Below are 13,289 nucleotides of genomic sequence, written 5' to 3'. Positions count from 1 at the left end.
AGAAATTTGGGAGTTTTTAGTTTTTAAATCTTAAGAGTAAATTACTCTACTGTAACAGAAAAAGTTTGCTCTACATCTGTTGCTCCGCCGGCATCTGCAGTAGTACCATCGTTTGGTTTTTTAGGCTCGTGTCTTAAAGTTACGCCTAATGTTGCAGCACCAGCATCTCCTGTAGAAAGGGTAAATGTAATACCTACAGGGTTGCCATCTTCATCCATATCTGTGTATTCTGTAGCGCTAATAGCGCCAGAGACAGTATAAAAGAATTGGTGCTCATCATCTTCTTCTTCAACTTCTAAAGTAATATCTTCAGCAGGGCTTTCAGTTTCATTAAGTAATGTAATGGTACCGTTGTAGGTTGTGTTAGCTGCTAAGTTTTCAACTGTAACTACTGGAGCGTTTGGACCATCAGTACCATCATCATCTTTAGACGTTAGAGTAACTGCTGTACCTCCTGCTTGTGGTGTAAGTTCTATTATTACTGTAGTTATTACTTCTTCATCGTTAATTGCTTCTGGAGCATCGTCATCATCAGAACATGAAATTAAAGCAATACTAGACAATGCAATTAAACTTGCTTTTTTAATGTTTTTCAAAATTGTGTTTTCTGTTTTCATTTTAATAGGAATTTGTGTTAGTAATTATATTTTAATCTAAGTGTAAAAGACCTTCCTAAATCGTCTGTAAAATAACGTTGTCTGTTAAGGTAGTCTCTATATTCTGTGTTCAATAAATTAGTTATGCCTAAACCAACAGTTAATGCTTTGCTATTTTTTAAGTTAAATTTCATTTCTGAATCTAATTTTAATAAATGGTAAGCACTTGGAGGTGTGTTTATATCTAGTTCTACTTCCTGGTCTTGTTGTGGTGAGTATACCATAATATTATCTATGTATTCATTTTGTTTAAATACATATTCACTTTGTAGGCTAATATTAAAGTTGTTCCATTCTTGTTTAGTAAACGTTATTTGGTTTTGTAAACGAGCAGAAGGAATATTAATTAAAGCTTCGTTTTTAGTTCTGTCTTTTCCTTTAACTATAGAAAATTTATGATCTGTTCTCCAGTTGTTTGTCCAGTTATTATAGATAGATGCGTCTACACCAAGTAAACGAGCATCTGTTTGTCTGTATTCCCAAACAGGAAATGCACCTCGTAAAGAGAATTCTACACCAGTTGGTTCTAAAAGAATAAAGTCTGATATAAGGTTATAATAAGGTGAAACCTCGTAGCCCCAAGTGTAAGTGTTTTTTCCTAAGCTTAATGATATTCTGTGTGACGTTTCGCTCTTTATGCGTAAATCGCCTAATTCTATACGGGCAGCAGAATGATGCAGTCCATCACTAAATAATTCAGACGGATTTGGAGCACGTTGCGCTAAAGTGTAATTAAATCTAAATAAATTTTCAGAATTAAAGCGGTGTTTTAGTCCTGCAGACGCTGAAAAATTATGATAGCTTAGCTCAGGATTTGTTAAAAGTTGTGTGCCTAGGTCATCAATAATTATATCATTAAAATCTTCATTGTACCCGCGTTCTTCCCATCTAGATGTTATGTAAAACTTTTGGGCATCAATTTTACTATAATCAAATCTAATACCAGCATCTAAAGTAGTGGCATCAGAAAGTTTATATTCTGTAGTTGCAAAAACTCCAAAATCTACTTTATCATAATCAGGAATTAAACGTCTTACACCTGTATTTGGATTGGCAAAATTATCTTGATATCGGCCTAGAATTCCAAAAGAAAATTTTTGCTTTTCAAAAGCATCAATAGTAATATCTGCAGCAAGTGTTTGTGTTGTAAGCTTAAGGTCTAAAGAAGCTTTTTCTTTGTCGTCACCAACACGTATATCATACTCAAACCTATGGTTTTGTTGTATGTCATATTGAAGATTTAATTTCCCTAAGCCTTCAAAACGCTTATAGTATCTAAGTTTTCCTAAATGATGTTTAACATGTTGTCTAGGCTTATTAATGTCATAAGTAAAACTTGTTGTTTCACTTGGTTCATCACTATTAATAGCGGTAATTAAATCGTCTACATTACCTATATGAGACGCACTTAAAATACCAATATTTGTGTCAAAGTACGAGTAGTAGGCATTCCAGCCACTCTCAAAACCAAGTTTTCCAAAATCTATACTAGCGCCAAATTGAGAAACTCCTGTATTTGATAATATATAATTTGGAGCTTCTGCATCTCCTAATTTCTTGTAAGATGCTTGTCCTTTTACATAAAAACCATTTTCATGTGCTTTGGTAAGTTCTGTGGTTATGTTTCCGCCTCTGCCATTAGACACTCCGTTTACAAGTGTTTTGCCGTAAATAGTATCTTTTTTGGGTATTCTATTTTGGTCTAGTAAAATAATACCTCCAATAGCATCACCACCATATTTTAATGCGGCAGCACCTTTTACAATTGTAACTTTGTTGGCAGAATTAATATCTATGTTTGGTGCGTGTTCTGCACCCCATTCCATATCTTGCATACGAGTACCATTATTAAGTATAAGTACTCTACTGCCTCCCAAACCTTGTATTATAGGTTTTACAATATTTGAACCTGTGTTTAAGCTAGATACTCCGTTTATTTGTTTAAGCGCATCACCCAAATTGTTGCTGCCAAAGCGTTCTAGCTGCTCTGTTTTTATCGTTTTTTCTTGTGCAGAATTGGTTTCTTTAATGGTAGAGCCCGTAACCTTAACTTCATTTAACTCTTCTAAATGATGTTCTAAGGTTATTTTTTTATGGGTGTTGCCATAAATTTCTACTGTTACAAATCTTGTACTGCATTCTGGGTGAGATATTTCTAACTCTATAATGCCGTTGCATAAATTTTTTAGAGTAAACTTTCCAAACTCATCAGAATATACTTGCTTCTTGTTTCCTCTTACTTGTATAATAGCGTCTGCTAATGGTTGTTTGTCATGAAAGTCTATTACTTCTCCTAAAAGAATATTAGAACAATCTTGGCTAAATACAAAAGACTGACACACTATAATACATAGTATTGTTAGCGTATAGCGCATAATAATATTTTTGTGTAAATAATTAGGTGCTTTTTTGTTGTATAAAAAAAGCAGTGTTTAGTGTAGGGTTAAACAGCTGGTGGAGGCTTGTTTAAATGCTTAGATGTAACTGTATTTTTAACCTTAGGCTTTTTGTAATTAGTTACGGTTTTAGCTTTAGTTTCGGTAAAAATATATGGTGTTACAATAGTTGTAAAACTATAGTTTGTAAAAGAAGTATGGTTGTTGGTAAAAATAAAATCACACTGCTCACAATGTACAATGGCAGTGCCATCGTCATCAGAGTGGTAGCTTAGCGTGTGTATGTTTTGAGATCCAAGTAAAAGAAACCCAATCATTACTACGCTAAAAACCGATAATGTAATTTCTTTCAGCTTCATACGTTCTGCGAAAATACTTTTTTTAAAATGCAATAAAAATTGTATCTGGTAAAATTAACAAAATATTAATTGTTTTAATGATAAGTAATGCATTTAAGTTTAGACTAACCTTTAAAAAAAATAGCAATGATTCAAAAAATTATATTTGTTTATAATGCTAATTCTGGTGTAGGTAATGCAATGTTAGATAGTGCACATAAAATATTTAGCCCGTCTACCTATAATTGTAATTTGTGTAGTATTACTTTTGGTGTTTTTACAGAGGATAAAGCTTGGAAAAAATTTAGAAGTACTACTAATTTAGAACTTCAGTTTTTACATAAAGATGAATTTGAAAAGAAATTTGTTGGTAGTAAATTTGTAAACACTACGTTACCAGTTATATTTAAAGAGAGTGGAGGTGAGCTTAAGGAATTTATAACTACTAATGAGTTGAATGAGTTAAAAAGCTCAGACCAATTAATATCCGCTATAAAAACTAAGAATCTAAAGTAAAATTATTTAGATGCGGTAGCTTTATAAAAGTCATCATTAATGCCATCTATAAATTCTAAAACATCTTCTCTGCCTAAATTGTTTGCAGATGATGTTATAAAATATTGCGGGGCGTCTTCCCAAATACCTTCTAGTAATGCGTTAATGTAGTTGTCTGCTTGTTTTTGTATTACTTGCGGTTTTAATTTATCGGCCTTTGTAAAGATTAGGGCAAACGGAATTTGATTTTCTCCCATCCACTCTAAAAATTCTAAATCTACTTTTTGTGGTTCATGGCGTATATCAACTAAAACAAAAGCGCATACAAGCTGTATTCTTTCTTTAAAATAATCTGTAATGTATTTCTGAAATGTTTTTTTCTCTTTTTTAGAAACACGAGCATAACCATAACCTGGTAAATCTACTAAAAACCAATTTTCATTTACTTTAAAATGATTTATAAGTTGAGTTTTACCTGGTCTTCCAGATGTTTTTGCTAAGCTTTTGCGCTGCATTAGCATATTTATTAAAGAAGATTTACCTACGTTAGATCTGCCAATAAAGGCATACTCAGGCAAAGGCTCGCTAGGGCAAGACTTTACGTTAGAGTTACTTATTACAAAGCTGGCAGATTTTATTTTCAAGATAAATAATTTTTAAATTAAGCTTACAAATTACGTTTTTGTAGCCAGTTTTCTAGTATTGTATTAAACTCATCAGGGTGTTCCATCATAGGAGCGTGGCCACATTTTTTAATCCAATACAAATTAGAATCTGGTAATAACTTGTTAAAGTCATTAGCAACTTCTGGTGGTGTTACTGTGTCTTCTTCTCCCCAAATTATACAAGTTGGCGTTTGCATATTAGGTAAGTCATTTGCCATATTGTGTCTAATAGCGCTTTTAGCAATAGCAAGTGTTTTAACTAGTTTAATACGGTCGTTAACTGTAGCAAAAACTTCATCTACAATTTCCTTAGTTGCTACTTCAGGATCATAAAAAACATCTTGTGCTTTTTTCTTTATAAACTCGTAATCACCTCTTCTTGGGTAGCCATCTCCCATTGCGCTTTCATATAAACCAGAGCTGCCTGTAATAACTAATGCCTTTACAGTCTCTGGGTATAATTTTGTGTGTAATAAGCCAATATGTCCACCTAAAGAGTTTCCTAACAAAATAACGTCTGTTAGCCCTTTGTGGGTAATAAATTCTTGTACAAATTTTGCAAAACTTTTTACAGTAGTTTTTAGTAGAGGTTTGTCATATATAGGTAATTCTGGTACTAAAACTTTGTATCCTTTTGCGGGAAAATGTTCCATAACACCTTGAAAATTACTCAATCCACCCATTAATCCGTGTAAAATAATTAGTGGTGTTCCTTCCCCAATCTCTATATATCTGTATTTGCCTTCTGTAATAATCTTTTCTTCCATTAATAGGATAGCTCTTATGCTATTAAGTAGCAAATATAGGCATTTCCGTAAAAAGAATCATCATTCTTTTAAGCGGATAAAAATAGATTTCTACCACCACATTACATCCTGTTTTTTAGGTTGTTAGTCTAAAAGTGATCTCTAAAGTGGGGAAACTTATTAACAATGTGGTATTTAGTGGTAAATTGTGGTATTATTTTTTATCTTTGATATCAGTTTTAAAATTCAGCTGATTTTAAATGGTAAACTTCATAGGAACATACGAGTGCAAGGCAGACGTTAAGGGCAGGGTAATGGTACCCTCAGCTCTTAAGAGTCAGATGGCCAGTGTTCTAAACAAAGGTTTTGTTATAAAACGTTCTGTTTTTCAACCTTGTTTAGAGTTGTATCCTATGGAAGAATGGAATCTTCTAATGGAGAAGATGAACAAGAAAAACCGCTTTAAAAAGAAGAACAACGACTTTATTAGACGTTTTTCTGCAGGGGTTAAAATTGTAGAGTTAGATGCTACAGGGCGTCTGTTAATTCCAAAAAAATTAGTAGAAATAGCAAATATTACCAAAGATGTGGTTTTAAGTTCTGCTATAAATATTATTGAAATTTGGGATAAAGATAGTTATGAAAAAGTAATTGAGGAAGACGCAGAGAATTTTGCGGATTTGGCAGAAGAAGTAATGGGAGGTGAAGAAGATGAGTTATCATAATCCAGTTTTGTTAAAGGAGTCTGTAGATGGACTAAGTATTAAGGAAGACGGAGTGTATGTTGATGTTACTTTTGGTGGCGGAGGACACTCTAGAGAAATTTTGAGTAGGCTTGGAGAAAAAGGTAGGCTTATTGGTTTTGATCAAGATGAAGATGCGCTTGCTAATGCTTTAGATGATGATAGGTTTTTATTAATTAATGAAAATTTTAGGTATATAAAGCAGTTTTTAAAATTTCATGGTATACGTAAGGTAGACGGAATTTTAGGTGATTTTGGGGTTTCTTCACATCAGTTTGATAAGGCAGAAAGAGGTTTTTCTACTCGTTTTGATGCTGACTTAGATATGAGGATGAGTCAAAAAAATACAGTCTCTGCTTTTGATGTGGTTAATAATTATGAGTACGATGATTTAAGAAGGGTATTGTTTCAGTATGGCGATTTAAGAAGTGCTAATGCTATGGCAAATACAATTATAGATTATAGGCAAGAGGGTGAGATTAAAACTACAGATCAGTTAAAACAGGTGTTGAAAAAGTTTTTGCCTGCTTTTAAAGAACATAAAATTTTAGCTCAAATTTATCAGGCTATACGTATAGAGGTAAATCAAGAAATACAGGTTATTAAAGAGTTTTTAGAGCAAACTAATGATTTGTTGGTTGAGGGTGGAAGATTAAGTTTAATAAGTTACCATTCATTAGAAGATAGATTGGTAAAAAGGTATATAAGAGCTGGTAAGTTTGAGGGCGAGCCAGAAAAAGATTTTTACGGAAATATAGATGTTCCTTTTAAAAAAGTAGGTGGGTTAATAGTACCATCTAAAGAAGAAATTGCTGTAAATAACAGAGCAAGAAGTGCAAAATTAAGAATTGCAGAGCGTAAATAATGAGAAAAGGATTGTTAGACATATTAAAAGGTAAGTTTTTGGTGAGTGGTGATGCTCCTAAAAATTGGATGTTTATCCTTTTTGCATCTTTTTTGGCTGCATTAATGATTGCTAGCGCGCATAGTGCAGATGCTAAAGTGCATAAAATTGCAGCCTTAAGTGAAGAGGTAAAAGAGTTGCGTAGTCAGTTTTTAGACGGGCGCTCTAATTTACAAGAGCTTAAGCTAGAGTCTTCAATAGTAGAAGAAGTTAAAAAAAGGGATTTGTATCCGTCAGAGACACCACCAAAAAAAATAAGAGTAATACCAGTTAAGTAGTGGCTACATCAGAAAAAAACATATTAACTCGTTTGTATATAGTTGCAGGCTTTCTGTTTCTGTTTGCTATTGCTGTGGCTGTAAAGCTAATAAGTATTCAGGTAGTAGATGGTGATAAGTACCGCAAACTGGCTATGGATCGTACAGAGCGTGTTTTTGTTATAGAGCCTAACAGAGGAAACTTAATTTCTGATGATGGTAGCTTATTGGCTACATCTGTAAATAAGTATACAATAAGGTTTGATGCTGTAACGGTTCGTAACTCAGATTTTAATGAAAATATAAAACCTTTGTCAGATGCATTGGGTAAAATGTTTCAGAAACCATCATCTTATTACCAACAACTATTAAGAAAAGCAAGGTCTAATAAAAATAGGTATAAGCTTATTGCTCGTAATTTAGATTATTCGGACTATATAAAAATTAAAAAATTTCCTCTTTTTGAAAAAGGGCCAAATAGAGGCGGACTTATAGTTGAGCAAAAAACGGTTCGTGAGCATCCTTTAGGGAAAATAGCAGAGCGTAGTGTTGGTTATGAGCGTGTAGATGAAGAAGGTCATTACACTAGAGTTGGGCTAGAAGGTGCTTTTGGGCAGTATTTGCGTGGTGAAGAGGGTAGGCGTTTAAAGCAGAAAATAGCAAAAGGACAGTGGAAACCAATTGGTCCAGATAATGATGTGGAGCCAAAAGATGGTTATGATGTTGTTTCTACAATAGATATTAATATACAAGATATAGCACACCACGCTTTGTTGGGACAATTAGAAAAATATAATGCAGATCATGGTTGTGTAATTGTTATGGAGGTGGCTACAGGTGAGGTAAAGGCAATATCTAACTTGGGGCGTACTAAAAACAATACGTATTATGAGCGTCTTAACTATGCTGTAGGAGAATCTTCTGAGCCTGGGTCAACGTTTAAGTTAGTGTCTATGGTAGCAGCATTAGAAGATAAAATTATTGATACAAGTACTGTTGTTGATACAGAAAACGGACGTTGGAAAATTTATGATAGAACTGTACGTGATTCTAAATGGGGTGGTTACGGTAAAATTTCTTTTGGTAAGGCGTTTGAGTATTCTTCTAACACAGCTTTTGCTAAAGTAATACATAATGGCTATAAAAATAATCCAGAAAAATTTGTAGACCGTTTAATGGAAATGAACTTAAACCGAGATTTAGGTTTGCCTATTAAGGGAGAAGGGAAACCAGTTATTAGGTATCCTGGAGATAAAGGTTGGTCTGGTATTTCATTAGCTTGGATGTCTCACGGGTATGAGGTGTCTTTAACGCCATTACAAACATTAACTTTTTATAATGCTATTGCTAACGGCGGGGAAATGGTAAGGCCAAGGTTAATAAAAGAGGTAAAAGAGTGGAATAAAACTATTTATAAGTTTGATAAAGAGGTTATAAATCCGTCTATATGCTCTAGGGAAACAGTAAAAAAAGTACAGGCCTTATTAAAAAATGTGGTAGAAAGTAAAAAGGGTACAGGACATAAATTGTATTCTCCAAATTTTTCAATGGCAGGTAAAACAGGTACTGCGCAAAAAAACTATGTGGCTAAAGACCCAAATAAGTTGCAATACATATCATCTTTTGCAGGATATTTTCCGGCAGATGAACCAAAGTACTCTTGTATTGTAGTTGTGCATGACCCAGATAAAAAAGCAGGTTTTTATGGAGCAGATGTTGCTGGGCCTGTGTTTAAATCTGTAGCGCATAAAATATATGCTACATCACCAAAAACAGATATTGTAAAAGGTTTAGCTGTTAGTAGTAAAAAGTTAAATGGAGATTATGAAGCTTACTATAAAAGTGTTCAAAAAAAATACAGAACCGTTCCTAATGTAAAAGGAATGAGTGGTATGGATGCTGTATCTCTTTTAGAGAATATGGGGATAAAGGTAGTAGTTAAAGGAAACGGAAAAGTAAAAGCACAATCTGTGGCTCAGGGAACAGCTGTAAACGGAGTGTCTAAAATAACGTTAGAATTATCGTGAAATTATTAAAAGACATATTATACGGTGTAGGTATTGTTGCTGTAAATGGCACTACAGATACTATGGTTAATGCCATATGTTTTGACTCTAGAAAAGTAGGGTTAGATGATGTATTTGTAGCTGTAAAAGGCACACTTGTAGATGGTCATAGTTATATAGATACCGCTTTAAATGCTGGAGCAAATGCTATAATATGTGAAACTATGCCAGTTAACCTGGTTAATGGTATTACATATGTACAAGTAAAAAATGGTAATGCTGCCTTGGCTATAATGGCTTCTAATTTTTACGGTACGCCATCTAAAAATTTAAAACTAGTTGGTGTAACTGGTACTAATGGTAAAACCACTATTAGCAGCTTGTTGTATCAGTTATTTAAAAAAGCAGGTTATAAGGTGGGTTTATTATCCACTATTAAAATAATGATAGATGATAAAGAGATTAAGGCAACACATACAACACCAGATGCTATTACAATAAATAAATCTTTGGCAGAGATGAATAATGCAGGAGTAGAGTTTTGTTTTATGGAGGTGAGCTCTCACGGTATTCATCAAAAAAGAATAGAAGGTTTGGTTTTTGAAGGCGCCATTTTTACCAATTTATCTCATGATCATTTAGACTATCATAAAAGTTTTGCAGAATATAGGGATACTAAAAAGTTGTTGTTTGATGGTCTGCCAAAAACTGCATGGGCACTTACCAATATAGATGATAAAAATGGTGCTGTTATGCTGCAAAATACCAAGGCAAAAAAGCAGACATACGCATTAAAAACATACGCGGACTTTAGAGCTCAAATATTAGAAAATCAGTTTAGCGGACAATTGCTAAAGATTGATGATAATGAGCTTTGGTCTAAATTAATAGGAGATTTTAATGCTTACAATATGCTTGCTATATATGCAACTGCGCAATTGTTAGGATTAGAAAAAATGGAAATTCTGCGTCTTTTAAGTGAATTAGAAAACGTAGACGGAAGATTTCAATATTACATATCTGGTAAAAATATTACAGCTATAGTAGATTATGCTCATACTCCGGATGCTTTAAAAAATGTACTGAACACTATCAATGCATTGAGGACAGGAAATGAAGACGTCATCACCGTTGTGGGGTGTGGTGGCGACAGAGACAAGTCAAAACGTCCGGTTATGGGTCATATTGCTTCAGAAATGAGTACAAAAGTGGTTTTTACATCAGATAATCCAAGGACAGAATCTCCTTCAGAAATTTTAAAAGAGGTAGAGGCTGGTGTAGAAGCGCAAAATACGCGCAAGGTGTTAACAATAGAAAATAGAGAGCAAGCAATAAAAACTGCTTGTCAGTTAGCACAACCTAAAGATATTATTTTAATAGCAGGTAAAGGTCATGAAACATACCAAGAAACTAATGGTGTGCGCATAGATTTTGACGATTATAAAATTGTAAAACAATTACTAACAAGTTTAGAAAAGTAAGCACTAGTTATACAACACACAATATATGTTATACTATTTATTTGAGTTTTTAGAAAATGAGTATCAATTGCCTGGAGCAAGTCTGTTTCAGTTTATCACGTTTAGAGCTGCTATGGCAATAATTGTGTCTTTGTTGATAGCTACTGTTTATGGTAAAAAAATTATTCTTTTTCTTCAAAAAAAGCAGATAGGAGAAACTGTTAGAGATTTAGGATTAGATGGGCAAACGCAAAAGGCTGGTACACCTACAATGGGTGGTTTAATTATTATTATGGCCACTTTAATTCCTGTTTTATTATTTGCAAAATTAGACAATGTGTACATTTTACTTTTAATAGTAACAATGCTTTGGATGGGGGTTATTGGTTTTATTGATGACTATATAAAAATATTTAAAAAGGATAAAGAAGGATTAAAAGGAAAATTTAAAATTCTTGGTCAAGTTGTACTTGGTTTAATTGTGGGTTGTACACTTTATTTTCATCCAGGAGTAACAATTAAAGAAAATGCAATTGCCGGTATAGCAACAAAAGGTTCTGTTGTTACACCTATTTCTGTGCCAGAAATTAAATCTATGGCTACTACTGTGCCATTGGTAAAAAACAATGAGTTAGACTATACAAGTCTTATTTCTTGGATGGGTGATGGCGCAGAAGATTACGCTTGGTTAATATTTATTCCTATTGTAATATTTATAGTAACAGCAGTATCTAACGGAGCTAATTTAACAGACGGTATAGATGGTTTGGCTGCTGGTACATCTGCAATTATAGTTTTTACGCTTGGTATTTTTGCTTGGGTATCTGGTAATATTATTTTTTCAGATTATTTAGACATTATGTTTATTCCTAGATCAGGAGAATTGGTAGTTTTTATAGCAGCATTTGTAGGTGCGCTTATTGGTTTTTTATGGTACAATGCTTACCCAGCAAGTGTTTTTATGGGAGATACAGGTAGCTTAACTATTGGTGGTGTAATTGCTGTAATTGCTATAATTGTTCGTAAAGAATTAATAATACCTGTTTTATGCGGAATCTTTTTTGCAGAGTCTATTTCTGTAATGTTGCAAGTGGGCTATTTTAAATACACTAAAAAAATATCTGGTGTGGGTAAGCGTATATTTTTAATGGCGCCTTTACATCATCATTACCAGAAAAAAGGATATCATGAGAGTAAAATAGTAACCCGTTTTTGGGTGGTAAGCATCATTTTAGCAATTGTAACTTTTGTAACCTTAAAAGTAAGATAGGTGAAGAGGTTAGTGATTCTTGGTGGTGGAGAAAGTGGTGTTGGTACAGCACTTTTAGGAATAAAAAAAGGATACAATGTGTTTGTGTCTGATAAAGGAAAAATAAAAGAAGAATATAAAAAAGTTCTTAAACATTTTGAGATAGACTGGGAGGAGGAACAGCATACAGAATCTAAAATTTTAAATGCAGATTTGGTAATGAAAAGCCCTGGTATACCAGACAAAGTAGCCTTAGTGCAAAAATTGGCAGCTAAAAACATACCTGTAATTTCTGAAATAGAATTTGCAAGTAAGTATACAGACGCTACAATAATTGGTATTACTGGCAGTAACGGTAAAACAACCACAACAATGATGGTAAACCATATTTTAAAAGAAGAAGGTTTACACGTTGGTATGGCTGGTAATATTGGTGATAGTTACGCTAAAATGGTATCTGAAAATAACTTTGATTATTACGTATTAGAGATTAGTAGTTTTCAATTAGATGGTATTGTAGATTTTAAGCCTCATATCGCAATTATAACCAACATTACACCAGATCATTTGGATAGGTATAATTATGAGTTTGATAACTATATAACATCAAAATTTAGAATAGCAGAAAACCAAACAGAAGATGACTATTTAATTTATGATGCTGATGATGAAGTGCTTGTAAGTTGGCTAGAGAAACACCCAGTAAAATCAAAATTAATACCCTTTTCACTAATAAAACAGTTTAAAGAAGGTGTTTGTTTAAAGAATAATAAAATACATATAACGACCCAAAATAATACAATAGAGATGGCAACAGATAACTTAGCTTTAGAAGGTAAACACAATTTAAAAAATACAATGGCAGCTTCAGCAGCTTCTAAATTAGTAAATATTAGAAAAGCTACTATTAGGGCTAGTATTGAAAACTTTCAGGGTGCAGCGCATCGTTTAGAGAGTGTTTTAAAAATTGCTCACGTACATTATGTAAATGACTCTAAAGCTACTAATGTTAATGCTACATATTACGCATTAGAAAGTATGAAATCTGCTACGGTTTGGATTGTTGGTGGAGTAGACAAAGGAAACGATTATAAGTCGTTAATGCCATTGGTAAGAGAAAAAGTAAAAGCTATTATTTGTTTAGGAGTAGACAACTCTAAAATTATTGAAGAGTTTGGTAATGTTGTAGATCTGTTAGTTGAAACAAAAAGTATGAATGAAGCTGTAAAAATGGCTTATAAAATAGGGCAACGTGGTGATACTGTATTGTTATCTCCTGCTTGTGCTAGTTTTGATTTGTTTGAGAATTATGAAGATAGAGGTAATCAATTTAAAGCAGCTGTAAAAAGCTTATAATTAGTATAATAAAGTATA

At 33.2% G+C, this 13,289-nt stretch carries 13 protein-coding genes; 8 read left to right on the top strand and 5 right to left on the bottom strand.

Going from position 1 to position 13,289, the window contains the following annotated elements; genetic code table 11:
- Positions 1-41: 41 nt before the first annotated feature.
- The 3 genes from JM80_RS00455 to JM80_RS00445 all read right to left on the bottom strand — a co-directional run bounded on the left by JM80_RS00455 (position 42) and on the right by JM80_RS00445 (position 3,411).
- A complete protein-coding gene (locus JM80_RS00455; protein WP_144708877.1) occupies positions 42-617 on the bottom strand; it encodes a type 1 periplasmic binding fold superfamily protein in 576 nt (191 codons plus the stop codon).
- Positions 618-634: 17 nt separating this feature from the next.
- The gene (locus tag JM80_RS00450) at positions 635-3,031 is read right to left on the bottom strand and encodes a TonB-dependent receptor domain-containing protein (RefSeq protein ID WP_144708875.1); all 2,397 of its coding nucleotides are present in this window, start codon (positions 3,029-3,031) and stop codon (positions 635-637) included.
- Between the two features lie 68 nt (positions 3,032-3,099).
- Positions 3,100-3,411, bottom strand: a complete 312-nt coding sequence (locus JM80_RS00445; RefSeq protein ID WP_034643002.1) for a hypothetical protein — start codon at positions 3,409-3,411, stop codon at positions 3,100-3,102.
- A 126-nt stretch (positions 3,412-3,537) separates the two neighbouring features.
- On the opposite strand from JM80_RS00445, the gene JM80_RS00440 reads away from it, so the two are divergent.
- Entirely contained in the window at positions 3,538-3,906 is a 369-nt protein-coding gene (locus tag JM80_RS00440) for a hypothetical protein (RefSeq protein ID WP_034643333.1), read from the top strand.
- Positions 3,907-3,908: 2 nt separating this feature from the next.
- On the opposite strand, the gene yihA is transcribed toward JM80_RS00440, so the two are convergent.
- Together yihA and JM80_RS00430 are read right to left on the bottom strand one after the other, a co-directional pair.
- The gene (gene yihA, locus JM80_RS00435) at positions 3,909-4,529 is read right to left on the bottom strand and encodes a ribosome biogenesis GTP-binding protein YihA/YsxC (protein WP_013621579.1); all 621 of its coding nucleotides are present in this window, start codon (positions 4,527-4,529) and stop codon (positions 3,909-3,911) included.
- Between the two features lie 23 nt (positions 4,530-4,552).
- A complete protein-coding gene (locus JM80_RS00430) occupies positions 4,553-5,317 on the bottom strand; it encodes an alpha/beta fold hydrolase (protein WP_013621580.1) in 765 nt (254 codons plus the stop codon).
- Positions 5,318-5,556: 239 nt separating this feature from the next.
- Here JM80_RS00430 and mraZ point away from each other — a divergent pair, with 239 nt between their 5' ends.
- The 7 genes from mraZ to murD are packed head-to-tail and all read left to right on the top strand — an operon-like array spanning position 5,557 to position 13,271.
- Positions 5,557-6,021 carry a division/cell wall cluster transcriptional repressor MraZ gene (gene mraZ / locus JM80_RS00425; RefSeq protein WP_144708873.1) on the top strand — a complete coding sequence of 155 codons (465 nt, stop codon included), beginning with the start codon at positions 5,557-5,559 and terminating at the stop codon, positions 6,019-6,021.
- On the top strand, positions 6,008-6,904 hold the full coding sequence (rsmH, locus tag JM80_RS00420; RefSeq protein WP_034642994.1) for a 16S rRNA (cytosine(1402)-N(4))-methyltransferase RsmH: 897 nt from the start codon (positions 6,008-6,010) through the stop codon (positions 6,902-6,904). The genes mraZ and rsmH overlap by 14 nt, the downstream gene beginning before the upstream one ends.
- Positions 6,904-7,221: an FtsL-like putative cell division protein gene (locus tag JM80_RS00415; protein ID WP_013621583.1), complete on the top strand. Its 318-nt coding sequence runs from the start codon at positions 6,904-6,906 to the stop codon at positions 7,219-7,221. The genes rsmH and JM80_RS00415 overlap by 1 nt, the downstream gene beginning before the upstream one ends.
- Positions 7,221-9,227, top strand: coding sequence for a penicillin-binding protein (locus tag JM80_RS00410; RefSeq protein ID WP_144708871.1), 2,007 nt, complete (start codon positions 7,221-7,223; stop codon positions 9,225-9,227). The genes JM80_RS00415 and JM80_RS00410 overlap by 1 nt, the downstream gene beginning before the upstream one ends.
- The gene (locus tag JM80_RS00405; RefSeq protein WP_089119287.1) at positions 9,224-10,687 is read left to right on the top strand and encodes a UDP-N-acetylmuramoyl-L-alanyl-D-glutamate--2,6-diaminopimelate ligase; all 1,464 of its coding nucleotides are present in this window, start codon (positions 9,224-9,226) and stop codon (positions 10,685-10,687) included. The genes JM80_RS00410 and JM80_RS00405 overlap by 4 nt, the downstream gene beginning before the upstream one ends.
- A 25-nt stretch (positions 10,688-10,712) precedes the next feature.
- Positions 10,713-11,936 (top strand): phospho-N-acetylmuramoyl-pentapeptide-transferase, encoded by a 1,224-nt coding sequence (gene mraY / locus JM80_RS00400; protein WP_013621586.1) that lies wholly within the window; start codon positions 10,713-10,715, stop codon positions 11,934-11,936.
- The gene (gene murD, locus JM80_RS00395) at positions 11,937-13,271 is read left to right on the top strand and encodes a UDP-N-acetylmuramoyl-L-alanine--D-glutamate ligase (protein WP_089119289.1); all 1,335 of its coding nucleotides are present in this window, start codon (positions 11,937-11,939) and stop codon (positions 13,269-13,271) included.
- The last annotated feature ends 18 nt before the right edge of the window (positions 13,272-13,289 follow it).

The organism is Cellulophaga sp. RHA_52, assembly GCF_007827205.1.
Taxonomy (GTDB): domain Bacteria; phylum Bacteroidota; class Bacteroidia; order Flavobacteriales; family Flavobacteriaceae; genus Cellulophaga; species Cellulophaga lytica.
This window is presented reverse-complemented; position numbering and strand designations above follow the sequence as displayed.

Bases quoted from the DNA above. Each gene is read 5' to 3' on its own strand.
- rsmH (WP_034642994.1), top strand. From the start codon at position 6,008: ATGAGTTATCATAATCCAGTTTTGTTAAAGGAGTCTGTAGATGGACTA.
- mraZ (WP_144708873.1), top strand. From the start codon at position 5,557: ATGGTAAACTTCATAGGAACATACGAGTGCAAGGCAGACGTTAAGGGC.
- JM80_RS00445 (WP_034643002.1), bottom strand. From the start codon at position 3,411: ATGAAGCTGAAAGAAATTACATTATCGGTTTTTAGCGTAGTAATGATT.
- JM80_RS00450 (WP_144708875.1), bottom strand. From the start codon at position 3,031: ATGCGCTATACGCTAACAATACTATGTATTATAGTGTGTCAGTCTTTT.
- mraY (WP_013621586.1), top strand. From the start codon at position 10,713: ATGTTATACTATTTATTTGAGTTTTTAGAAAATGAGTATCAATTGCCT.
- JM80_RS00440 (WP_034643333.1), top strand. From the start codon at position 3,538: ATGATTCAAAAAATTATATTTGTTTATAATGCTAATTCTGGTGTAGGT.
- JM80_RS00415 (WP_013621583.1), top strand. From the start codon at position 6,904: ATGAGAAAAGGATTGTTAGACATATTAAAAGGTAAGTTTTTGGTGAGT.
- JM80_RS00430 (WP_013621580.1), bottom strand. From the start codon at position 5,317: ATGGAAGAAAAGATTATTACAGAAGGCAAATACAGATATATAGAGATT.
- JM80_RS00455 (WP_144708877.1), bottom strand. From the start codon at position 617: ATGAAAACAGAAAACACAATTTTGAAAAACATTAAAAAAGCAAGTTTA.